We start from the raw sequence: 24,427 nt of genomic DNA, 5'->3' as shown, positions 1-24,427 counted from the left end.
CCTAGTTAATTTTAAATATATTTTATGATATAATAGTTTTAAGATTTGACATTAATTTCTTTATACCAATCTTCTGAGAAATGATCCTGCAAATATACTTTTTTGGTATATACTCATTCCATTGTTTTGGATGTTTATAGTACATATTTTTATTATGATTATCTTTTAGCGGAGGTGGTTGTTAAACAACTTTGATATTACAATTAAATATGGAGGTGATTAGATACAATATTCAAACCCGGTAAACCATTACACTATTTTATTGATTCTATGCTTATGCATATAGTTTAGTATTTTCAATGCAGCAGCTAATCAAAATACCTATGACAATAGTGGTATGGTTTTTGTTTTTCCCAAATTTATCATTTTTTATTATTAAGGAGGAAATATATGAAAAGGATAATAACAATAGTGCTTGCAATGTCACTATTACTAACTTCAGTATTTACCGCTGTGAGTGTTACCGCAGCTGGAAGTGATTACAGTACTGCACTAAAATATTCAATTTATTTTTATGATGGTAACAAATGCGGTCCTGATGTAGCAAAAGACAATGTTTTTGACTGGAGAGGAGCATGCCATACACAAGACGGCTCCGTAGTCAGCCTAGACCTAACAGGCGGATACCACGATGCTGGTGACCATGTAAAATTCAATTTACCTCAGGCATATGCCGCATCAATTTTAGGTTGGTCATTATATGAATATAAATCTGTTTTTGATTCAACCGGCAATAAAACCAAGATGTTATCTACAATGAAATATTTTACAGACTATTTATTAAAATGCCATCCTAATGCAACAACTTACTATTACCAGGTTGGAGATGGACAGATAGACCACACATACTGGGGAGCTCCTGAAACTCAAACTGGCGAAAGAGCCGTTCCCTATGTTGCAAATTCATCAAGTGCAGCTTCCGATGTTTGTGCTCTTACTTCATCAGCTCTTACATTAATGTACTTAAACTATAAGGATGTAGATTCCTCCTATGCAAGTACCTGCCTAAAGGCTGCAAAAGAGCTTTATACAATGGCTAAAACTAATCTTGGTAAATATAAAGAAGGTGCGTTCTACCAGTCTAACGGTTATTGGGATGATTTATCATGGGCTGCGGCATGGCTCTATGTCGCTGAAGAAGATAGTTCCTATATGACAGAAATCGATAGTTACCTATCACACACTACATTCCTTGGTGAATCACCTTTTATAAACAAATGGACAATGTGCTGGGATGATATGTACATGGCTGTATTCTGTAAGATGGCTGAACTTACAGGAGAAAAGAAATATAAAGATGCCATGGAGTATAACCTTAACTATTGGATGACTTCACTTACTACAACTCCAGGCGGTTTGAAGTATTTAAGCAACTGGGGAGTATTGAGATATGCTTCTGCTGAAGCTCTTCTGGCATTGCAGTACTATAAGCAAACTGGTAATGAAACTTACAAAACCTTCGCCCAATCACAAATAGATTACGCGCTTGGTAAAAACCCTAAGAGTATGTCTTATGTAATTGGATACGGAAGTAATTATAGCTTACATCCACACCACAGAGCTGCTAACGGCTATACATATGCTGGCGGAGAAAATACAAAACCTGCTAAGCATACACTGACCGGAGCTTTAGTTGGAGGTCCGGATTCAAGTGATGCATTTTTAGATGATGTAAACTCCTATCAGAATACAGAGGTAGCAATAGACTACAATGCTGCCTTTGTAGGAGCAGTCGCAGGATTAATGGCTGGAAAACCATCCTCCTCAACACCTACACCTACAAAAAATCCTTCTACTCCTACACCAACAGCTACATCTTCAAGCACTGTTATTAAAGGTGATTTAAACGGAGACGGCAAAGTAAATTCTATTGATTTTGGTTTCTATAGGCAATTGATTCTCGGCATGATCAAAACTCCTACGTTAATAGACCCTTCCCATAATTGGATTGATGCAGCTGACGTTAATAGTGATGGAGCTAATAATTCAATTGACTTTGGCTATTTGAGATTGTATTTACTTGGAAAGATTTCTTCATTCTAATCCGATATTATGAATTATCTCTATCTGGTTCAAGTAAATGCTTGAACCAGATAGAAATAATATTTTTTGTATATGTATAAAAATTTATGTTCTAAAATTAGCAAAGGAGAAAAAAATGAAAAGGGTTGTAAAAATAATTTCTTTTATAGTAGTTTTAGGGCTCATAGTTAATCTATTTTGTATAACATGCATTCAAGCAGCTGCACCATCTTCTGTAACAGTCTGCCAGGCAGGATATTCTGTTGGTCAGATCAAAACAGCTGTTGTTGTAGTTACAGGCACATTAACAGATCCAACTTTCCAGATAGTAAAAGCAAGCGATGGAACACAAGTCGGAAGCGGAACAATGAGTCCATACACCCCATCAGGCTGGACAAGGGGCGAGACCTATTATCTTGCAGATTTTACTGATTTTGATCAGACAGGAGAATTTAAAATCAAGTCAAATTCAGTATCTTCCTATACATTCTCAATAAAGGATAATATATGGAAAGATTATACTGATGAAATGGTTGAGTTTTACAGAATTCAGCGTTGTGGTGTTGACACTAATCAAGCAATACCGTCAAGCGGCTTCACCAACAGACCAAGTGCTGAAGCACTTCACAAAGCTTGTCACACAGACGATGCCAAATGTGGTTCCGAATCAGGCCAGAATAAAGATATGGTTGGCGGTTGGCATGATGCAGGAGACAATAATAAGTATGGTAGTAATGAGGGTTGGATTGCAGGTGCATTGGCTATTTCATATATGAGACGTACAAATGCAAACTTTGATTATGATAGCAATGGGGTTCCTGATCTTTTAGATGAAGCTAAAGTAGGTGCACAAGACCTCTTAAAGATCCTTGCTGCAACAGGCGCTGGTGTCTATGACTCAATAGATGCACCTAATGGTCAGCATTATTCTTGGAAATATCCTTCAGATGAGACAAACGGAATCCGTGGCGACTCCGACGACCGTGTTGGTCACTCAAGAAATGCTAGCGCCATGACTTATGACGCCACTATGAAAACAGCAGGCGGCTTGGCAGCTGTTGCTCGTGCATTTGCATCAATAGACCCTGCTTTTTCCGAAGAATGTAAAGCTGGAGCAATAAGTGCATATAGCTGGGCAATAGCCAACACTTCAAAAAGCGGAGGTTGGTATGCAATTACTGACCAAAGCAATCCAAGACTTTGGGCTGAAGTAATGTTATACCTCCTTACCAAGGATACAAAATATAAAACCTGGATTGATTCACAAATTAACAGTCTTAGCGGTCTTGTAGTAAAACCAACCAACTATTGGAATCTTCAACCTATATCATTGGCTGAATACTACAATGAGGCTGGAACACTCAAAACTAAAATTGTTAGTCTTCTTACGTCCCACATTAAAACCTGGAAAGACAATCTGGTTAATCCATTTGGAGTAACTTGGAATCAAAATGATGGTACTTTCGGAATAAACGAACCTAATATTTCGTATGCAGCGGATGCTTATAGACTTTATGAAATAACCGGAGATTCTTCGTTAAGAGATGCCGCTGCAAAAGCAGCCCAATGGACAATGGGAGTGAATCCGTGGAACTTAAGCTGGGTTAGTGGAATCGGCCAAAAATATCCATTGCACCCACACAGTCGTCTAGATCCTGATGGCAGCAGCAATGCAAATTCAACAATAGTTCTTCCGGGCTATTTGATTTGCGGTGCTAACTGGAGTAAACCAACAGGTTCTTCAACCAGTCCATGGTATGAAGATATTTCGTTAGCACAAATGAGTGATAATTGGAGATTTAATGAGTTCTCCCTTTCAATACAGTACAACTGCCTAGACTTGATCGTTGCAATGGCTTATGATAATGGCAGTGGCCCACAACCAACTCCTACATCATCAGTTTCACCGACTCCATCGTCATCTGATATCCTATATGGTGACGTCGATAACAGCGGATCTATAAATTCTCTGGACTTTGGCCATATGAGAATGAATTTACTCGGTCTAGAAAGCAAGTTCCCTGCTGAGAACGGTGAAATTGCAGCAGATGTTAATGGTGATGGTTCCTTTAACTCAATTGATTTTGGATATATGAGAATGTATTTACTTGGAACTTTAAAGGTATTCCCTGTAAACCAGTAATAAGTTTAGTACAACAATGTTAGCTTCACTCTATGAAGCAATTATCATTAATATAAAATATATTGTTTTTAGAGGCGGGAACACAATAAGTTCCCGCTATTTTAATGCAAACTTAATAAAATCAAACCGGGCTAAAGCCTATTAGATTTCAAAATGTAATAATCAAAAGCTTGTTAAGAAATTCTATTCATTTTCCTACTGTCTACGGTGAAAATATACAATATTTTGAATAAACTCGTTTACTAAGTGGTATAAATATAAAGAAAGCTTATATGTATAAAGTCTTAGAAAACATAAGCTAAACCTGTTTATTGACAAATGGGCATTTTATATATACAATTTATTAGATATGGACATAGATGAATTTACTAATGTCATTTAACCCATTCCTTTCAAGAGTAATGAGAGGCTTTAAACAGGTTAAGTGCATTTTAATATTATTTATAATTAGTCATACATGCCTTAGCTAAAAAAGTACTGACAACCTGAATTAATGAAAGTAATAAAAATAAATATAAAGGATAAAACAAAATGGAAAATGTAGTTTTTAAGGATCTGAATCTATCAGATGAAATTCAAAAAGCCATTGCAGATATGGGATTTGAGGAAGCAACACCTATTCAGTCCCAGACAATTCCACAAATTCTTAAAGGAATTGATCTTATTGGACAAGCTCAAACAGGTACAGGAAAAACCTGTGCGTTTGGGATACCTGCCATTGAAATGCTTGATCCCCAAAATGAAGGAATTCAGGTATTAATCCTGAGTCCAACAAGGGAGCTGGCTATTCAGATATCTGAAGAATTAAGAGATGTGTCAAAATATAAAGAAGGGATCAAGATACTACCAGTTTATGGTGGACAACCTATCGACAGACAGATTGCTGCACTAAAGAAACGTCCTCAGATAATCATTGGAACACCCGGACGCATCATGGATCACATGAGACGTCGCACCCTTAAGTTGGCAGATTTAAAGATGCTTATACTCGATGAAGCTGATGAAATGCTTAATATGGGCTTTAGAGAGGATATTGATACTATATTGGAAAAGGTACCTGAGGAAAAACAAACTATACTTTTTTCAGCTACGATGCCTAAGGAAATATTGGATCTGACTTCAAAATATCTAAAAAATCCTTTACATATCAAAGCTGCACATAAACAAATGACAGTACCGAGCATTGAGCAGTTCTATTTGGAAGTGAGCCAATCATCAAAGCTCGAAATATTATCCAGGCTTATAGACGCAAACAATATTGGATTATCCCTGGTTTTTTGTAATACAAAAAGACAGGTGGATGAATTAACTTCAAGCCTTCAGTCAAGGGGTTACTCTACTGAAGCACTTCATGGTGACATGAAGCAGGATCAGAGAAATAGGGTTATGACAAAGTTTAGGAAAGGCCAAATTGATATTCTTATTGCTACTGACGTGGCTGCACGCGGCATCGACGTAGACAATGTAGAAGCTGTCTTCAATTATGATTTACCAAGCGATGAAGAATACTATGTTCACAGAATTGGCAGAACCGGAAGAGCAGGAAAAACCGGAAAATCTTTCACTTTCGTTGTAGGACGCGAAATTCACAAGCTCAAAGATATACAAAGATATACAAAATCTACAATACATTTGATCAAACCTCCTACTGCAATGGATGTTGAGGAAAGAAAAATTGGGTTAATACTTAACAAAGTAAAAGATACTCTTGCAGAAGGCAACTTTTCCAAATATGTATCATATGTTGAAAAAGTCCTTGATGAGGCTAACTCTAAGGATCTTGATACCAATTATGTAACAAATTTAGAAATCGCTGCTGCACTGTTAAAGACAATTTTCGATCAGAATAATGATCAAACCTCAAATGCTCAGGATATCATTGAAGAGGACACCGGATCTAAAGAAGGAATGGTACGCCTTTTTATAAACGTTGGAAGGGATAGTAAAATTCAACCGAAACATATAGTAGAAAGTATTGCCTCATGCACAAGTCTACCGGGAAAACTAATTGGTGCCATAGATATATTTGATAGATTCACATTTGTGGAAGTTCCTAAGGAATATTCTTCTGAAGTAATGGAAGCCATGAAAAATTATACATTGAAAGGCAAAAAGATAGTAATACAAAGATCAAACAAAAAACGCGCAATAAAGAAAAGCCGCTAAAAGGTAAAAATAATAACCCTTTCTTATTCTCTAAAATACTTATTATAAAAAGCCAAAATATGAAGTCTAAGAAAGGGTATTATTTACAGATTTATTGGTCTCTATTTAGTAACAAACTCGTTTTATTCTACCACTCTTTTCCTTTTAAGTACTGTTTTTCCCAAACAATTAATGATAAAATATAACTATAGATAAAAATTGGGTTTACAAAATAAGTAATAAGTAGTTTGTAACTATTTTATAGTTTTTGTAATTTTGTGCTACACATTCTTTTCTTAAGTTCTATTAATAAGTTATTTTTTGTACTACATAAATAGTTAGATATTAGATATTTTTATTGTTTGTATCTCATATTATTTTTATTGTATTAATTTGCAAGGGAGAATATTGTATGAAAAAAATCATCAAAAGAAACAGCGGCTTTTCACTTATTGAATTGCTTATTGTTATTGCTATTATTGGAGTATTATCAGTTTTAGCATTTAGCATGTTTACCGGCGTATTACATAATTCAAGAAAAAAAGCAGACGAACATCAGGCATTAGTTATTCAGAAAGCTGTTATATCCTACATGCTTCAGAGTCAGGATTTCAAACTTCAGAATTTGCTTTATGACGGGTATACCCTTCCCCAATCTATGGACGGCAAGCTATCCTCAGAATTGGTATATGCTCTTCAGAGTACTATAACTTGTACGATTGATGGAAAGAATTTAGAAATTTATCCTATACTATCTCCTAAATCGGGAGCCTCGCCTTCAACTACATGCTACGCACCTTTCTGGAGCACATCAAATGGCGGCCAATATAAGGGCTATAAAATTGAGGTACTTTCTAATGAAGTTAACTGCCATGTAACACCTGTAACAAACGCCGACGAAGCAAAAGTTTATGTAAATTAGCCTGTATGTTTTGATAAGTACATTTTCACCAGATAAAACAAAAGCCTCTAAATTCAAAGTTTAGAGGCTTCTTTACTGTTTATTTTATATTACACAAATCAACAATCCGCAGGTTCTGCATTCATCGCTAAGATAATGTTCAAATTGCCGTTTCTGCAGCGGATCTCATCTAAAAATTCTTTTTCTCTTACATTCTGTTTCATATTTACTATATAAACAAGTTCATATAAAGTCCCTAAATCTGTTGTTTTAACCTTCTTTAGTTCATGCCTGTACGTATAAGCCTCAAAAAGATCATCAAATACACCTTGGTAGTCCAAATCTTCCGGTATTATAATCTTTAGTATTTTATCTGATGTTTTTCTTGCCCCAAAATTAATTTTGCACAAAAGTATCATAAAAGCACAAAGCACTAAAGTAAAAAGTATTGCATAACCATAAACTCCTACACCGCACGCCAGACCTGCTCCCATTGAAAAAAACACGTAAGCTATATCCTTAGGATCACCTGGAGCACTTCTGAACCGGATAATGGAAAATGCTCCCGATAGACCAAAGGCTCTTGCAATATTACTACCTATTAAAAGGATAATAATTGCTATAATACAAGGAATCATAATCAATGTAAGTACAAAGTTTTGAGAATAATTTCCCTTTGAATATGTTTTTATATACGTTAAGCTAATAAGCAATCCTAATGCAAATGCAACTATAATAGTTAGTACTGCACTACCTAGCGATAACTGTAACGACTCTGTTGCGGTATTGAAAAATGCCTCCATTGATTGCTTCCCCCTTCCAATAAATTTTCTTGAATCATTGTCTTATACTCTGTTCCATATTTTGAAAAACTGGTTTTAAAAAGTTTATAATTACTGAGCATCTTAGAAAGCCATATTGGAATGGTCTTTTCAGCCTTAACTTCCATAAGCCAAAGATCATCGCTAGGCAATAATTTACGTCCATAATCACCCGCTTCAAGCCTTAGATCTTCCCTTCTGGAACGAATATTGGTATCAAAGGTTATTCTTAAATCTCTGTTATTTATTCCAAAAAACGCTTTTCTATCATATGCAAGATAAAGTTTGGGTACAGGTTTATATAACTTTATTACATAATCTATCTCATTGAGAACCTGCTTGTTCATAAAGCTCTTTAATTCTGGTTTATTTCCCGTTGCAACAAAATCATATGCCTCATTTAAAACCAGTTTTGTCCTTCTCTTATTAACAAGCCCATTTACTTTTTTCTTAATCTCTAAGTACACTTTATCCTCCACATCAGGTACACCATATGCACGTAATCTCAGCTTTTCTTTGTATTTTGGTTTTGATAGTGAAGTTCTTATAAGATGATTATCTTCTGTGTCATAATATATATTACTTATTGTATAAAAAGGATGCTTTTTGTTATATTCATCTAACTCCATATATTCAATAAGCTGCTGCTGAACTTTTTCACATGTTTCACCATCCATCATATATTTAATTTCGTACCTGTTAAAAACCTCAATAGCCACTAGGTTACCTCCTCTCTACAATCTTATTTTACATGGAGAACCTTAAACTAATCTTAAATTATTTTGTCAAGCTGCTAATTTACACATAACTATTAACTATTCAGCAGGAAACTTAATGATTATACCTAATAAACGCTGTCTCATATATGCAAAATCTATTGCATTAAGAGCGCCATTAGCATCAACATCCCCAGCTGCTATATTAATAATATTATCATTTTTAATTCCTAGCAGATACATTCTTACAAATCCAAAATCTATTGAATTGAAAGAACCATCCTGATTTACATCACCGCAAACACTACTATTTGTAGGTGTAGGTGACGGAGTCGATGTAGATATTGTTGTTGTGGGCGTAGGTGATATTGCTGTAGCTGGCTTGAAAACAGCTGTTATACTTATGTTTCCAGTATGGGTAAATGTTACAGTATCAGAATTACCAGTAACCCCTTCCCAATGGTCAAACACATACCCAGTTGCCGGTATTGCTGTTACAGTTACAGGTATACCAGTAAAATACATGCCAGTCCATGAACTTGGATCTATAACACTTGGAGTGGTTGACTTTATATCAATTGTATTTATTCTAACATATCCTTGTGCACAATCGGTTTTTAAAGTTATATTAGCTGTTCCTGTTACTCCATTGCTGCTGAATTTATTTTTTATAAACTGAACAACATTTGATGGACGGTTTTTAGCATAATCCCTCATTACCTGAACATTCTGGCTCCATGTTGTATCCTTCGCAGTTGTAGCAGTCATTTTAATATATTGCCAGCGATTTGCGTGCTCAAGCATTTCTGGTGAAAGAGTAGCTTCAAAATTATTTATAAACTGAATTACCCGATCAGAAACAAATGATGTATTTAATTGGTCTGCAAAACAGTTTATAAATTTGTTTCTAAACTCAGTATTTTGCAACAAATTCTTGAACAAGAATGTAGCCCATGATGCGTTGGCATATCCTTCCGATGTATCACCAGCTGCAAATCTCAACGTATCATGCGTCACAGATTTGTTATATATCCCAAAACTATAATCAGTATCTTTTAATAACCATCTCCATCTGCCATCCTGACCATATGGAGCTTCTGGATGATACTCTCCGTCTTCCGTCTTATATCTCCATACGGAAACATTATTTCCTGGCCAGTCTGTATTGCCAAAGAAAATTTCCGACACGTAATAATTAATAAAGTTATCAACATCAATTTTTGTTTTAATATACTCATAGGTTCCAGCCTGAGTTATAGAATTTGATTGCAGATATTTTATTACATCGTTTGTATATGAAGCGGCATCTTCTGCGGTCCCTTCCTGAGCTTCACAGACATCAAAAACATCGAGTAGTGCAACATTATCACCTTCAAGATTATAGTGATCCTCAAGATATTCTTTATCATAACGCTCACGAATATAGTATGTACCCCAGTATTCACCATTTAAAAACAGTATTGCAGGCCTTACTGCCTGAGTATCCAGACCTTTTATATGGGATACAAGACTTTGCAGCATTTCATCTCTCATATAGGCATACATCCAGTCATTACCAGCATCTCTTAAAATCAACCGTTCAAAACTCTTTAAGTTTTTACCATTACCTTTTTTAGTGAGTCCTGGGAAAATCTCGTATTTGAATTCTTTTGAATCCCCATAATCCCCATCAGCATACAACCTAAATGACTTCTGCGGGTATTTTCTGGACCATGCTCCATGCATTCTAACTCCAATATATTGTGAGAAGCCAATAGTGCCGTCATTCTCGAAAAACTCTATATGCGCTGGTCTTTCCCATTCCTCACCCGTTTGTTCAGAATTCAACTTCATATAGATCCCCGTAGTAGGGTCAAATAAGTTATCATAGTCAGTTACAAGAGATATTACAGGCAAAGTATATCTTGTTTTCATATCTGGGTCTACAAAATATGAATGGGTAACAATCTTACTCTTTGATCCATCTTCACGAACAACAACAGCCTTTAATGTCGTACATTTAAAAACTTCACCATTTGGTGCCTTCCATGGATTCCACATGTCATTAGATATATTCTGCACCATTGAAAGTACGTTTGCGTCACCTGCTCTGCTTTTAATTTTTATACTGCTGCTGTATTGAGTTGTTCCTGAAGCTCCCGGAACAGGATCGGAACCATCAGTTGTATAGTAGATTTTAGCTTCTGGAACTTCTGAAGTAATCTGTAAGTCAAAGGCCTCTGTATAAAATCCTCCCTGTTTAGAGAAAACAGGAGCTTTAACAAGTATAGTACCGTTTGTATTTGCTCCTAATGGTGTAGACTTTGTAAATGTTTCAAATTCTGAGGCACCATCTGTTTTACGTCCATATGATTGATCTTCTGCCAGGCTTATAAATTTAACAGAATCAACAACAGAACCATCAGCTGCCTTTAGTATAACCGCTTCGCCAGAAGCACTCAATTTAAAGTTAGCGTGCAGCTGTCCGTCTTTTGCCACTTTATTTTTGTCTGAAGCCCAAACCAGCAAATACCCACTTGCTTTAATGGTCACTTGAGGAAAGGTCCATGTTGCACTGGAATCAGATAAAGTATACCCGTTCAAGTTAATAGGTTCTGAGCTGGAATTATAGATTTCAATCCAGTCCGAATATGCTCCGCCTTTACTACCTTCGTCTGGATCATCTACATCTCCATCCCTAAGAGTTTGAGAATTGGCTGCCATAATTTCATTGATAAATATGGTCTGACCATTTTCCGCTGAAACAAAAAAAACTCCTGATGGCGTCATTATGACCATAAGCATAATAACAGCCAGAAAAACAGATACAAATTTTCTCACTACACTCGCCCCTTTTCAATTTTTTAATTTATTATAAATATTAAATATAATAATTCTTTGTTTAATAATTAACAATATAAACAGCAAATACAAAAAAAGATTAGGAATACTGAAAATAATTGAAATAAAACAGCGACTTGAAATATATTTTCCTAATGTTTGCACAATTACGAAAACAAATTTCAATATTGTGTGTAGTGCAAAGAATTGTTTATTAAATAGTAGAGCATCCAAATATTAAAATACGTTATACAAATAAAACCTATATGAAACTTAAAGTCCCCACATTATCCCATATTTCTCCTTGATTAGGCAATGATTTTTATATATTTTTCGAATTTTTCTAATTTTGCGAAGAAAACTTCAATTTCTACTCGAAATACTATAGTGATATATAAATAGTATGCCTTCATTAATTATTTTATCATAATAAATGTTTAGATTCAATCGGAGGAAAAATTCCATGCGTATATTAGTAGTAGAAAATGATATCTATTTATCTAAAGTATTAAGTCAAATTCTAAAGAAAAACAGCTATACTGTGACTTGTGTAAATAACGGCGATGATGGCATAGATTTTGCTCTAACAGGTATATATGATATTATTCTCCTTGATGTTGTACTTCCCAAAACTGATGGTATGACTGTTCTTCAAAGGCTGAGGAAAATAAGGATTACAACACCTGTTATATTGTTAAGTGCCCGAAGTGAAATATCTGCTAAAGTTGCAGGCCTTGACAGCGGAGCAGATGATTACCTTGTAAAACCATTTTCTCTTGATGAATTACTAGCGCGTGTTCGTGCATTAGGGAGGCGTAAAGGAGAGTTATTTTCAAATAATATATTAGTTTATGGAGATATTGAACTTAATACTGCCAGTCTCAAATTATCAACAGAACAATCAGAAGTTGCCCTAACCTGCCGTGAATGTGAGCTTTTAGAATTCCTTATACGCAGAAAAGGCATTATCTCTCCTAAAGAAAGGATTATAGAAAAGCTTTGGGGCTTTGACTCCAGTGCAGGAGCTAATCATGTTGAAGTTTATATATCTTTTTTGAGGAAGAAGTTAGAATATATTGGCTCAAATGTAGTTATAACTACCCATCGCGGAGCAGGCTATGAAATAAATACAACCTGTAAGGATATTCAAGCAAATACCCTACTCAAAAGTACGGTTTAATGCAGGACTTAATACCTTGTTTGTGATTACCAATACGGTATTTCACTCTTTTTTACAACACAAATACCAATCCATGCATTTTAACCCTTGAGGACATTTTATTCTTTCCAGCAACTCATTGTAAGTCTTCGGAGGTTTAACAACCACAGCCTGACCTGGACACCAGTTTGCCGGTGTTACAACATTTTCCCTGTCTGTTGTCTGCAACGCATCTACCAACCTTAATATTTCAGGAATATTCCGACCATTTGTTAGGGGATAATTCAACATTGCCCTTATTACCTGTTTATCATCTATAATGAAAACAGTTCTAACTGTTTCAGTTGCACTAACACTTGCAGCTATCATTCCATAGAGCCTTGCTATTGAACCGTCCCTATCTGCAACAATTGGAAAAGGAATAGTAATACCTGTATTTTTGTAGATGTTATATACCCAAGCCAAATGGGAAGGATTACTGTCTATGCTTAAACCTAGAAGCTGAACATTCCGCTGTGCAAAGTAAGGTGCCATCTGTGCAAATGCGATATACTCTGTTGTACAAATGGGAGTGAAATCTCCAGGATGCGAAAAGAAAACAATCCATTTCCCTGTTAATTCTGAAAGCTTTAGCTCTCCAAAAGTAGTTTGTGCAGTAAATTCCGGAGCCTTCATACCCAATTGAAGATTCTGAGTTCTATAAAGCTGGTATTGATCCATAATTTATATCCCCTTTCGTCAATCATAATACTTTCGCCATATATAATATGCACACTTCTCCTCTGATGTGTAATTCATAAATTGATTTAAGGCATGAACGAAAAATTATTCCGCTTTTTCTACTTTTAATTACTAAAACTCTCTTTTTTCATAGTTATCATTCTACATTTCCCAGGAAATATCTACACCATTCGAAATTAATTGCAGGCAATATCCAAATTAGTAGTTTACTTTCACCACTTTCGACAAGATATTATACAAGTTAAATTTTTCATTTGTCTAAAAAACACCCAAATGATAACATAAAAATAAGGACCTTAGGGACGTCTTTAATAAAACCAAAAGTAAAGGAGTGTCATATGGTGAAGTCAAAAATAATGAAGTTTCTATCTGTATTCCTTTTAATTGCAATTTTTACAACCATGCATCCATTGAACATATATGCAGAATTTGAATCAACTGCTGGTTCAGCTATCTTGATTGAGGCCTCAACCGGACAGGTTCTTTATGAAAAGAATTCTGAAGTTTCTATGCCACCAGCTAGTATTACCAAAGTAATGACCTTACTTCTCGGGTTTGAAGCAATCAGTAAAGGTACTGCAAAATGGACCGATCTCGTGAGTGTTTCAGAAAAGGCATGGAAAATGGAAGGCTCAAAAATGTTTCTGCAGGTAGGAAGTAAAGTTTCTTACCGCGATATCATCATGGGTATTTCCATTGATTCTGCCAACGATGGCTGTATAGCGTTAGCTGAATATCTTTGCGGCAGTGAAAATGCTTTTGTTTCAGCTATGAACGAAAAGGCAAAAGAAATCGGATTGAAAAACAGTACTTTTAAAAACTGTACAGGACTGCCCCAAGAAGGACATAGGCTAACTGCAAAGGATATAGTAATATTATCACGCTACCTTATACAGAACTATCCGGAAATATTGGAGATCGAATCAAAAACTGAATTCACCTTTAACGACATTCGACAATTTAACCGTAATCCGCTTCTTGGTGTTTATGAGGGAGCTGATGGTCTTAAAACGGGTTGGACAGAAGAAGCAGGCTATTGTCTTGCTGCCACTGCAAAACAAAATGGTATCAGATTAATTGCTGTTGTATTAAATACAAAGGATGAAAAAGAAAGGCAAATCGCAGGGCAAGAGTTACTAACTTATGGCTTTAAGAATTTCAAATTCCTTGATTATAAAAAGTCTGGTGATATTGTTGACAATATAAATATAGAAAATGGCAAAAAAACATCCACTCCACTCAAATTAGACAATGATATTAAAGTGTTAATACCAATATCACGGGAAAAAGACCTTAAAACAGTTATATCAAAAAACTCGCAGTCATTGATTGCACCGATTAATGCTGGTGTTTCTGCAGGTAAGCTGGAAGTCAAATTAGATGGCGTCACACTGGCAAGCAGTGGAATTTCGACAGCAGAGAGCATCGATAAAGCAGGTTTCTTCCGATGGTTTTTTGGCGGACTACGCAACCTTTTCAGTTTTATGTGGTAATAAATAAAAATCCCAGGGTCATTTAGCCCCAGGATATTTACTTTGCAAACTCCACAAATCTAATAGAAAAAGGCCATTTTGGCCTCTTTCTATTAGTTAAGTAATAGTTCAAAATAATAAATAATACAAATTATTATTTAAAGTCCTTTGTAAATCCAAGCAATTCCTTTCTCATGGCTCCAAAGTCAATTGAATTAGCAGCTCCACTACCATCAACATCAGCTGCTATAAGCTGTATTTCTGATAATTTTTTTGTACCCATCAAGTACGTTCTAAGAATACCAAAGTCAATAGAATTGAAACTTCCATTACCGTCAATATCACCCTTAACAACTGAAGATGTAGTAGGTGTAGGAGATACAGTCTTTGTAGGTGTTGTTTTTACTGGTGTTGGAGTTGAAGATGACTCTCCAGGTTCCTTACCATAAATCTTCACACCATTATCATAAATCGGTATATACTCTGTTTTAACTCCAGTTTGTCCTGAAGCACCAGCCAAACCTGTATAAGAGAAATCGTTTGTGCTATCCCATGCTGAGAATCCATTAGGAGCATTGAGTGTAAAGTATACATCCCTCTTATATTCATTAATTCCACCTGGATAAATATTTGTTCCGTTAAAGTCGATATTTACATAGTATATATTCTTTGAAGCATCCCACTCAATAAGACCCGGTGAAACCTTCGCACCATTTGTAGTACTTGCTGATACAGTAACATCACTTGCTTTATAACCTGCATTGATTACTTCCGAAATATCTACAAAATATCTGTATGAAAGCTTATCGCTCATTCTTGGAGGCCATCCTGTCATATTGGATATTGTAGCTTTCATGTTTGTAAAAGTAGATCCTGCAGCATTTACTGCCGCATAAATTCCATATTCCTCTCCTACAGGCTCAATAGCATTAAAATCAGCTATAGGGGTTCCACCGAATTCGCCGTACATTTTAGCAAGAATTCCAACGAACCCTGCATTATAGTCACAAGCAACTTCATTTGCTTGATAATCATTAATTGTATCAGTATAAGCGTCACTTGCATTTGGTCCACCAACTAGAGCTCCATAAAGCGTATGTCTATGTTGTGCTGGTGTATCCATACTTGCTGCCCATCCACCATGTGCATTTCTATGGTGAGGGTGCGTAGGAGGATTTGTACCAAAACCTACCTCATAACTTCTACCAGCACTTCCAAGAGCATAATCAACCTGACTTTTTGCAAACGCTTTGTAAGTTGCTGCTTTAGTTGAATCACATCCGGACCAGTCAGAGTAAACACTTGCGAGGAATGCAGATGTAGTTGCATATCTTAAAGTACCCCACATATCACAAATTGCAAGTCCCTTTGGAGAATATGCAATCCTATCTCCATTGTATCCTGTTGTCCACCAGTCAAGATTATTTTCAATACACTGCTTGTATAATGAATCACCTGTTGCTCTTGCAAGTAATAGGAATGATCCAAAAAGTTTATTATCCCAGCAGTGGCCCCATTTATATTTTATTGTAGTAGTGCCACGTTCTACTTCCCAATTTGATTTGTATGAAGCAGCCTTATCGAGGTATGCTGAATCTTCAGTTGCAAGATATAACCATGCTGAAGCCCATGTAAGTTCATCATAAAAGCCACTCCATGAGCTATAGTATCCTTCAGCTGCCTTATACCCAGTATCACTCTTTGTTGTGTCTGCAAATGTAAATAATTCTTTTGCATGCTTTAAACATGTTGCAGCATAATCCGGATCAGTGTCTTTAAATATAATTGAAGCTACTGCCATTGCTGCTGCAGTCTCCCCAACTACTGTTGATCCAGGACTTGAAGTAGTTACTTTAGCTGATGGTCTTTTCATCTGCATAACTTCAGCAGGACCCCACCAAGCATGGTCAAGAGCACCATCTCCCACCTGATAATAATACACGTTTGCACTTGGATGGCACTTTATGAAATAGTCAGTAGCCCATTTGATATTATCCAGTATTTCGTCAAGCTGGCCACTCTTTTCAAAAGCATCACGACATTCGTAAACACTCCAGCCAAGCATGGTGGTTGTATAAGCCATTGGTAGATTGAACTTTGCGTTATCCCCGGCATCATACCATCCACCTGTAAGGTCCAGACCTGCATCTGAACCGTCAGCCAAGCCTGAATCACCACGCCAGTTTACCCTGTTGTCATCAGGCAAATCACCTGATCTTTGACACTCATAAAAAATTATTGCTTTTTGTAGAGCCTCACCATAGTTGTAAGATGCTGCTGCATTAATTGACATTTGTGGTACTAAAAATGCAGCCATTAGTGATAACACCGTAATAAATGCTATCGGTTTCTTCATTATTAAACCCTCCCTTTAAATTTGTTTTTTATAGTTAATTTATTACTAAATTACATAACTACTTTTGTGCTGGTAACTTTTCAATCATTTAAAGCCTTTGCTGTCAAACCTGTTGGTGAGAAATCACTGGAAGCTTCATTTCTATCTAGTGATAAATATCTATAATAATTCGAATTGCCAAATGTTTTTCAGTCCCATTTTTAAGCAAAACATAACATTTATGACTTTTTAATAGCATAAAAAATAGTCGATAAGTTTATGTTAACAAAAATTCCTTAACTTCATTTATCTAAGGATATAGCCAAGTAAGGCTATGCCATGAAATTATAACCAGAGTTATATTTTTCATCTTTCTTAAGTAATTTGGTGGTTCTTTGAAAAAGAATATTGCTATATCGAATTATACATAAGGAACGTGAGTGTTAGAAAAAGTGAATTGTACGAAAGCACATAAATAATCCTATAAAGCAAGTTAAAAGAAATAAGCAGATTACCAGTCCTCGCCTATTTCTCCTAACTCTCAAATTCTTAATTAATATCTGTATATTCTTTTATTAAATTCTATTTCATTAATCAAATAGTTTAGGAATTATTTAATCATCCCTAATAATAGCATTTTCATATATCCAAAATCTAAGGAATTAAATGCTCCATCCTTATTCATATCTGCGGCTACATCACCATTTGGAGATGGAAAGCTGGAAATTTGTCCAAGTAATTTCATTTTCATATATCCAAAATCTATGGAGTTTGCGGAACCATCACCATTTACATCTCCTAACAAAACTGAACCTGACTGTGTTGGAGTTGGAGTTGCAATTGTAGGTGTTGGTGTTGCGATTGTAGGTGTTGGCGTCTTTACTACTACATCTTCATAAAGGTTGGGGAAATTACCTGTCGTATATAGCATAGTAATCATTCTTAAACAACCACCATAGTAACAATATGCATCTGGGTCTTTAACTTTAATATTTTCTTCATGCATTGCTTTTGCGAAAGAAAGGTCATATCCAGTCAACGATGAAGCTGCTATTGGAGCAACAAATGGAGAGTTATGGTCTGAACCTACTTGGCTTCCTGTTATAGAGTACCCGCTTTTAATATTTGCAGGACCTATATTTTTAAAGAACTTGTTTATAAGATCACAATTTGTTTTTGCTCTTTCATCACCAAACCATAAATAGTCTAATACTGTTCTCCATGGATATCTTGTAGCATCATAGTAATAATTATATCCCATTCCACTTACAGCTGAACCATCTCCAGTACACCAATCAGGTACGAGACCTGTTCCGCTGTTCTTATTCTTTACACTTTCAATAATTTGGTAGCACTTATCAGCTACACTATTCCACTTTGTATTACCTGTAAACTTAGCAAATATTTTATACCATGCAGGTGCAAAGTATGATGCATTCACAGTACTCCAACCACCCCATGAATCGCCAGGTTTTAATATATCTCCATCGAGGCAATGATTAGCAAGATTGTTAATCAAGTTGTTCGCTTCCTGACTGTAATTAATGGAGCCACTTGATCCCCATTGTTTATGAGCAAAAACTAAGGATACAGCTATATCTTCATCGGCATCAGTTGCGCATCCATTTGCGCCAGTACCTGCTAAATTACCACTTGCATCAAGATGCCATGCCATAAGTCCATTTCCGTTAAAGTGCAGTTTTACATAACGATATAAATCGTCATATAAAGCTTGCTCTTTGAAATAAACTGCAAGTAGCATACCATATCCTAATCCTTCGGATACAGTATCGTAGCTTGTAGAGCTGTCACGTTGAACCCTCTTAAAACCGCCTGCTCCACTTGAAGTAATGTGCCTGCTTTTCCATCCTTCCCATTCCTGTAGAAGTGTAGCGTTGGCTGCTTCCTGATTATCAGCAACTGAGCTCAATCCATACTTATAGGTTGCATTATATGGAAAACTCGCTGCTGATACACTGTTAATATTGATAGCCGCCATTGAGGTTATCAATAATGCCAAAACTAAAACTATTATGCCTCCCCTTGATGTTTTTGTTCTTTGTCTTTTTTTCACAACATTTTCCCCTTTCGCAAAGTTCTCACAATTCTTATCTAATAATCTCTCATAGTGACTGGCCTATGTGAGTTTTAGCCTATACTAAGGTATATTAAAAATGATTAGCATATTTTGCCTTTAACTATATAATATCATAAAAGAATATGTATTAACAACCAAATTTAGATTGTTAATATCTATTATTTAAGGTCGATATCTGAATTTTATTGCAACCCCCTAAAATTTTATTGTAAGTACGAATTTTTATTAAGTAAATTAGGAGAAAAATTAAAGACTTATTACAAATATAAAGAAATTAATTATGTACCCTTTTTTAGTGCTGTTTTGTATGCTATAATCAACAATGTACACTTCTTTCTATAATACTACATTGTTTCTTTGCAGCACTTCAAATTTGAGGGGTGAAATTTTTTGACAGATATATTTTTCCCTAAGAGGAAAAAAAGTGTTTCCAAGGATAATGAACATACTGAAGATATTATCCTTATTATTAATAGAATAAAGGCCGGAGATAATTTATTAAGAAACGACTTTATCGACAAGTATAAGCCCTTTATCTTAAAAACTATTTCTAGCGTAACAGGTAAGTACATTGACACTGAGAACAGTGACGAGTACAGTATTGGTCTATCCGCTTTCAACGAAGCTATCGACTGCTTTGATGAGAGTAAAGGAGTGATGTTTTTTAAGTTTTGCTCTTTAGTAATAAACAGAAGAGTTTCAGACTATATGCGTCATAATAAAAAGCATAATAAGGTTTATCCTTTTACATATTTTGAAGAGCCTGATAACAATAATTTTGAGCAAACCCATTTAAAAACAGAGAATGACGGGTTAGGGACTTTTGAATTTTGTGACGAAACAAAGAGTTTTGAAAAGAAGCTTAATGAGCTTGGAATTAAATTCGAAGATCTAATAAGGCTGGCACCTAAACATAAAGATTCGAAGGCACTCTGTATAAAAATTGCAAAAGCAATTGCTAACGATAGAGACAGCTTCAGTAAACTAGAAAAATCAGGAGTAATCCAAAAAACTGAACTGGTTAAGACACTGCAAATAAATAAAAAGACAATAGAAAGAAACAGAGTTTTTATTATTGCTGCTGCACTTATTATTGGTAATGGTTTCTATCTATTGAGAGACTTTTTGGACATCCCAGATGTTGGAGGGAAACATATTGAACAAACTACAAAATGATGGATTGACAAGCTTGGGTGTAATACTTAAGTTAAAAAAGAATAGAGTTATTGTAATGACTGACAAACTCGATTTTATAGAGCTTAATCGCAAGCCTGGAATGATCCGTGGTCAGAAAGTATGCTTTAATGAGTTCGATCTGTATAATTCCAGTTTTTGGGGCAATGGCTATATAAATGTAATTAAAAAAATTTCTGCAGTTGCCTCGATTGCAGCAGTTTTTGTATTATTATTCATTGGCTATAGATTCTTATTTGTAGCAAATGAATATGCTTATGTCGATATAGACATAAACCCCAGTGTTGAAATGGCAATAGATAAGGATGAGAATATTCTAAAAACCAAAGCACTTAATAGCGACGGCCAAACACTTTTAGATGCAGCAAAAGTAAAGAATATGGCATTAAATGATGCGGTTGCTTTACTATTGAGCAAGTCAAAAGAGATCGGTTTTTTGAATTCCGTTAATAATAAAATAATACTCTCTACTACTTTTAATTCCAACACAGATTCTGACAATGAAAACATAAAAACTCTGATTTCCTCTCTTAAGGAAATTGCCAATAATTCAGGAGTGGAATCACAAGTTATCGAACTGTCACCGGAAGATAGAAAAGAAGCCTTGGAAATCGGGCTTTCAATGGGTAAATATTATATATATAATAAGGCTAAAGATGAAGGCATCACCTTGACTGTTGAAGAGGTAAAAAATGCAAGTGTAGAAAGCTTATTGAGCAAAGTTGACATATTTGATACAAATAATCTTCAAACACAAACTCCACCTGCCAGTATAACTACACAACCAACAATTACACCTTCCACACAATTAGTTGAAGTTACTCCTAACAAAACAAACTTTATTTTTTCTGTTACTGCAACACCTTATTATGTTGAAAGCTCCCTTAGTACGCCTACATCTTCGTTATTGCCTTCATTTACACCATCAACGGCTGCAACTATAGAAAAAACCAGTACAAATAAACCATATTTTACCTCATCAAGAACATATACTCCTGTTTATATACCAGTATATAGTACACCTACTCCTACACCTACTCCTACTCCAGCACCTACCACTACCAATGTACTACCTCATTATCCTTCACCTGCAGTTATGCCTATACCTACTAAAACTCCATCCCCAACACCAAGGGTTACAAAGACACCTACTCCTACTATAATGCCAACACCTACTCCATCGCCATCACCTACTAAAATTCATATAAATACGCCTACAATTATAACTCCAGCGCCAATAACACATACAACTGTACCAACTACACCGTCTATAACTTTTGTGCCAGATTATACTTCATCACCAACGATAGAACCAACAACAATACCAACTGATACACCTTCACCAGAACCAACATTTATATCTACACCGTCGCCTACGCCTACAGATACACCTACTCCAACGGACAAGTTGTCGGTTAAACTAGCTATGTATAACGAAATAAGAACATCTGATACAAAAGATATTCATCCTAGATTCAAACTTACAAACAATGGTAACATTCCAATAAAACTGTCTACAATCAAAATAAGGTATTACTATACTATAGACCTTGAAGGAAAGCCACAGAAATTCTTCTGTGACTGGTCAGATATCGGCACAACTCCAATAACAGGTAATCTGATTCCTATGTCTTCAAGTACAGAAAGTGTAGACTATTACCTTGAGGTAGGTTTTAATAGCGATAATTCATTAGAACCAGGAAGCAATATAGAGGTTTTATGCAGATTTGGACCGGATTATGATGTTACATCTGGAAATGAATTATATAATCAGTTAAATGATTATTCTTTTAATGATATGTCTGGTGACTTTGTAAATTGGGACAGGGCAACTGTATATCTATCAGACTCACTTATCTGGGGAAGCGAACCATAATACTCCCCTATGAAAAACCTATGATAGACCATATTATATTAAAAAACAAAGACTAAAAAAGCTGCCTCAACATAGTTTTATCTTCTATGTTGAAGCAGCTCTCTTTATTTTCTTAATTTAAAAGCTAAGGCTTACCATCTAGGGAATCCGCCACCACCACTGCTCCAGTTAACTGTTGTTGTTGGAGAAGTAGTTACTGTTACCGTTGTTGATGTTCCACCACTATAAGTACCACCAGTTATCACTCCGTTTGTTTCAGTACCACCTGAAACAGTTCCACCGGTACAAACAGTATATGTAGAACCTTTTTGAAGTTCAGGTGAAGAGAAAACAACATTCATATAATTACGTAACGGTTTAGTAATAATAAGTACTTTCCCGGTTGAATCCTTTACACAAACAGCTGAATTTGCAGATTGTGAAGAGGAAAGACCTACAGCTATTGAATATTGCGCTGATGATCCATTTGGATATTGAGCCATCTGCATACTTGGACCTGTAGCTAAAACTGTTCCACCACTTACTGTTAATGGGCCATTACAATCAAGAGCTACATTAGGTGCTCCTTGAGGTCCAACTACTACAACTGTGCCACCTTTAATTGTTATTGAACCATTAGCATCCAAACCATCGCCACTTTGTGCACTTGCATATACTGATCCGCCATTAATTATTAACTGACTTCCATCATTTGATTCCGTTCGACTTCCCATAGTAGCATTTGTACCATCGTCAGATGCTATAATAGATGTTGTTCCACCATTAATTGTTATTAATTCGGCTGAAATACCTTCTCTGGATTTTGTAATGTTTATAGTTCCACCATTAATTGTTATTCCACCAGCAACTTTTACTCCAGTCTTTGATCTTATACCTTGATCACCAGCGGAAAGTGTTAATGTACCATCATCAATTGTTATTCCTTCTTGTGATCCATTTTGGATAGCATCTGAAGATGCAGTGATGTTTAATGTTCCGCCTGTGATATCAATTGATCCATTTGCATTAATTCCATCTTTTACTGCAGATTTAACATTTATTACACCATTATTAATATTAATATCATCATCGCTGCAAATAGCATGTTTATAATTTCCTGTAATATTTAAAGTTCCAGATCCTTTAATCTCCAGGTCATCATTGCAGAATAACGCTGCTTTAAGTGTTGTGTCGCTGTACGATTTTCCATCAGCAAGTGTATTGGTAGTGCCCTTTTCCAAAGTAATAAATAACTTTTCTGCATTTTGACCATAAATTGCAGGACCTGTTGAGTTAGTTATACTTGCATTATTTAATCTCAGCTTAACTTTTTCAGTAGTGTTTACACAAATCATACCGTTTGACAATGTTCCTGTAACTGTGTGATCACCACCGGATGTAATATTTACTGTTGAACCGCTAACCGATATACCTGCACCAGTATATGTAATTGTACTTCCAAGAGTAATGGTACCAGTATTGCTTTCCCATGTTGAAGTACCCGAAGTGGTTGGGGTAGGTGTAGTTGTCACTATCGTTTGTGTTGGTGTAGCTGTTTTTGTAGCAGTAGGTGTAGTTGTTCCGTTTACAGGCAATGAAGGTATTATGCCTAAAAGGTACTGTCTAAACACGCCAAAGTCAATCGAGTTTGCTGCACCATCGCCATTTAGGTCAGCAACTGTTATGTCGTCGAGTCGGCAATAGGCCAAAAGGTACTGTCTATACATACCAAAGTCTATTGAGTTTACAGATCCATCAGAATTCAAGTCGCCACACTGAGCTGCAAATGAGAACGTAAAGCTGTTTGCCAAAATTGTCAGTGCAGTAACCGCAGTCAAAAGCCAACTTTTTTTCATAAAAAAATCCCTCCAATTAAAAATTTATATTTATTGCACAAGCTTATGCAATCATATACATACCAAATTCCACTTTTTGATCCCTACATACTAAGGAATATCTGAAATATTATCACTGCTCGCCTATTTAATTTTAATTATATATTAGC

15 protein-coding genes are annotated in these 24,427 nt (G+C 35.6%); 8 read left to right on the top strand and 7 right to left on the bottom strand.

The genetic code is table 11. The annotated features are described in order from the left end of the window. Nucleotides 1–390: 390 nt before the first annotated feature. The 4 genes from ACECE_RS0222525 to ACECE_RS0222510 all read left to right on the top strand — a co-directional run bounded on the left by ACECE_RS0222525 (nt 391) and on the right by ACECE_RS0222510 (nt 7,232). The gene (locus tag ACECE_RS0222525) at nt 391–2,043 is read left to right on the top strand and encodes a glycoside hydrolase family 9 protein (protein WP_010251328.1); all 1,653 of its coding nucleotides are present in this window, start codon (nt 391–393) and stop codon (nt 2,041–2,043) included. A gap of 115 nt (nt 2,044–2,158) precedes the next feature. Next, nucleotides 2,159–4,165, top strand: a complete 2,007-nt coding sequence (locus tag ACECE_RS0222520) for a glycoside hydrolase family 9 protein (RefSeq protein WP_010251326.1) — start codon at nt 2,159–2,161, stop codon at nt 4,163–4,165. Nucleotides 4,166–4,696: 531 nt separating this feature from the next. Beyond that, nucleotides 4,697–6,331: a DEAD/DEAH box helicase gene (locus ACECE_RS0222515; protein ID WP_010251324.1), complete on the top strand. Its 1,635-nt coding sequence runs from the start codon at nt 4,697–4,699 to the stop codon at nt 6,329–6,331. A 391-nt stretch (nt 6,332–6,722) separates the two neighbouring features. Then, entirely contained in the window at nt 6,723–7,232 is a 510-nt protein-coding gene (locus ACECE_RS0222510) for a type II secretion system protein (RefSeq protein WP_010251322.1), read from the top strand. A gap of 98 nt (nt 7,233–7,330) precedes the next feature. On the opposite strand, the gene ACECE_RS0222505 is transcribed toward ACECE_RS0222510, so the two are convergent. From ACECE_RS0222505 to ACECE_RS0222495, 3 genes are all read right to left on the bottom strand, one after another. Next, nucleotides 7,331–8,014 (bottom strand): DUF4956 domain-containing protein, encoded by a 684-nt coding sequence (locus ACECE_RS0222505; protein WP_010251319.1) that lies wholly within the window; start codon nt 8,012–8,014, stop codon nt 7,331–7,333. Continuing rightward, a complete protein-coding gene (locus ACECE_RS0222500; RefSeq protein ID WP_010251317.1) occupies nt 7,966–8,751 on the bottom strand; it encodes a polyphosphate polymerase domain-containing protein in 786 nt (261 codons plus the stop codon). Before ACECE_RS0222500 ends, ACECE_RS0222505 begins: the two co-directional genes overlap by 49 nt. Before the next feature lie 96 nt (nt 8,752–8,847). Beyond that, nucleotides 8,848–11,568 (bottom strand): CotH kinase family protein, encoded by a 2,721-nt coding sequence (locus tag ACECE_RS0222495; RefSeq protein ID WP_010251315.1) that lies wholly within the window; start codon nt 11,566–11,568, stop codon nt 8,848–8,850. Nucleotides 11,569–12,031: 463 nt separating this feature from the next. Between ACECE_RS0222495 and ACECE_RS0222490 the strand changes: the two genes are divergently transcribed. Further along, nucleotides 12,032–12,748, top strand: a complete 717-nt coding sequence (locus tag ACECE_RS0222490; protein WP_010251313.1) for a response regulator transcription factor — start codon at nt 12,032–12,034, stop codon at nt 12,746–12,748. A gap of 42 nt (nt 12,749–12,790) precedes the next feature. Here ACECE_RS0222490 and ACECE_RS0222485 read toward each other — a convergent pair whose 3' ends face one another. Further along, entirely contained in the window at nt 12,791–13,447 is a 657-nt protein-coding gene (locus tag ACECE_RS0222485) for a peroxiredoxin (protein ID WP_010251311.1), read from the bottom strand. 359 nt (nt 13,448–13,806) lie between these two features. Here ACECE_RS0222485 and ACECE_RS0222480 point away from each other — a divergent pair, with 359 nt between their 5' ends. Then, the gene (locus ACECE_RS0222480) at nt 13,807–14,961 is read left to right on the top strand and encodes a D-alanyl-D-alanine carboxypeptidase family protein (RefSeq protein WP_040428833.1); all 1,155 of its coding nucleotides are present in this window, start codon (nt 13,807–13,809) and stop codon (nt 14,959–14,961) included. Nucleotides 14,962–15,094: 133 nt separating this feature from the next. On the opposite strand, the gene ACECE_RS0222475 is transcribed toward ACECE_RS0222480, so the two are convergent. Both ACECE_RS0222475 and ACECE_RS0222470 read right to left on the bottom strand, forming a co-directional pair. Next, the gene (locus ACECE_RS0222475) at nt 15,095–17,296 is read right to left on the bottom strand and encodes a glycoside hydrolase family 9 protein (RefSeq protein WP_010251308.1); all 2,202 of its coding nucleotides are present in this window, start codon (nt 17,294–17,296) and stop codon (nt 15,095–15,097) included. Between the two features lie 589 nt (nt 17,297–17,885). Further along, nucleotides 17,886–19,274: a glycosyl hydrolase family 8 gene (locus tag ACECE_RS0222470; RefSeq protein ID WP_083878967.1), complete on the bottom strand. Its 1,389-nt coding sequence runs from the start codon at nt 19,272–19,274 to the stop codon at nt 17,886–17,888. A gap of 489 nt (nt 19,275–19,763) precedes the next feature. On the opposite strand from ACECE_RS0222470, the gene sigI reads away from it, so the two are divergent. After that, complete coding sequence (gene sigI, locus ACECE_RS0222465) at nt 19,764–20,549, top strand: RNA polymerase sigma-I factor (RefSeq protein WP_010251306.1); 786 nt, start codon at nt 19,764–19,766, stop codon at nt 20,547–20,549. Next, on the top strand, nt 20,530–22,443 hold the full coding sequence (locus ACECE_RS0222460) for an anti-sigma-I factor RsgI family protein (protein WP_010251305.1): 1,914 nt from the start codon (nt 20,530–20,532) through the stop codon (nt 22,441–22,443). The genes sigI and ACECE_RS0222460 overlap by 20 nt, the downstream gene beginning before the upstream one ends. A gap of 131 nt (nt 22,444–22,574) precedes the next feature. Here ACECE_RS0222460 and ACECE_RS0222455 read toward each other — a convergent pair whose 3' ends face one another. Continuing rightward, nucleotides 22,575–24,278, bottom strand: coding sequence for a carbohydrate-binding domain-containing protein (locus ACECE_RS0222455; RefSeq protein ID WP_010251304.1), 1,704 nt, complete (start codon nt 24,276–24,278; stop codon nt 22,575–22,577). Nucleotides 24,279–24,427 lie beyond the last annotated feature (149 nt).

This window comes from Acetivibrio cellulolyticus CD2, assembly GCF_000179595.2.
In the GTDB taxonomy this organism is placed as follows: Bacteria; Bacillota; Clostridia; order Acetivibrionales; family Acetivibrionaceae; genus Acetivibrio; species Acetivibrio cellulolyticus.
Note: the sequence above shows the minus strand (reverse complement) of the source record. Positions and strands in the feature narration are given on the sequence as shown.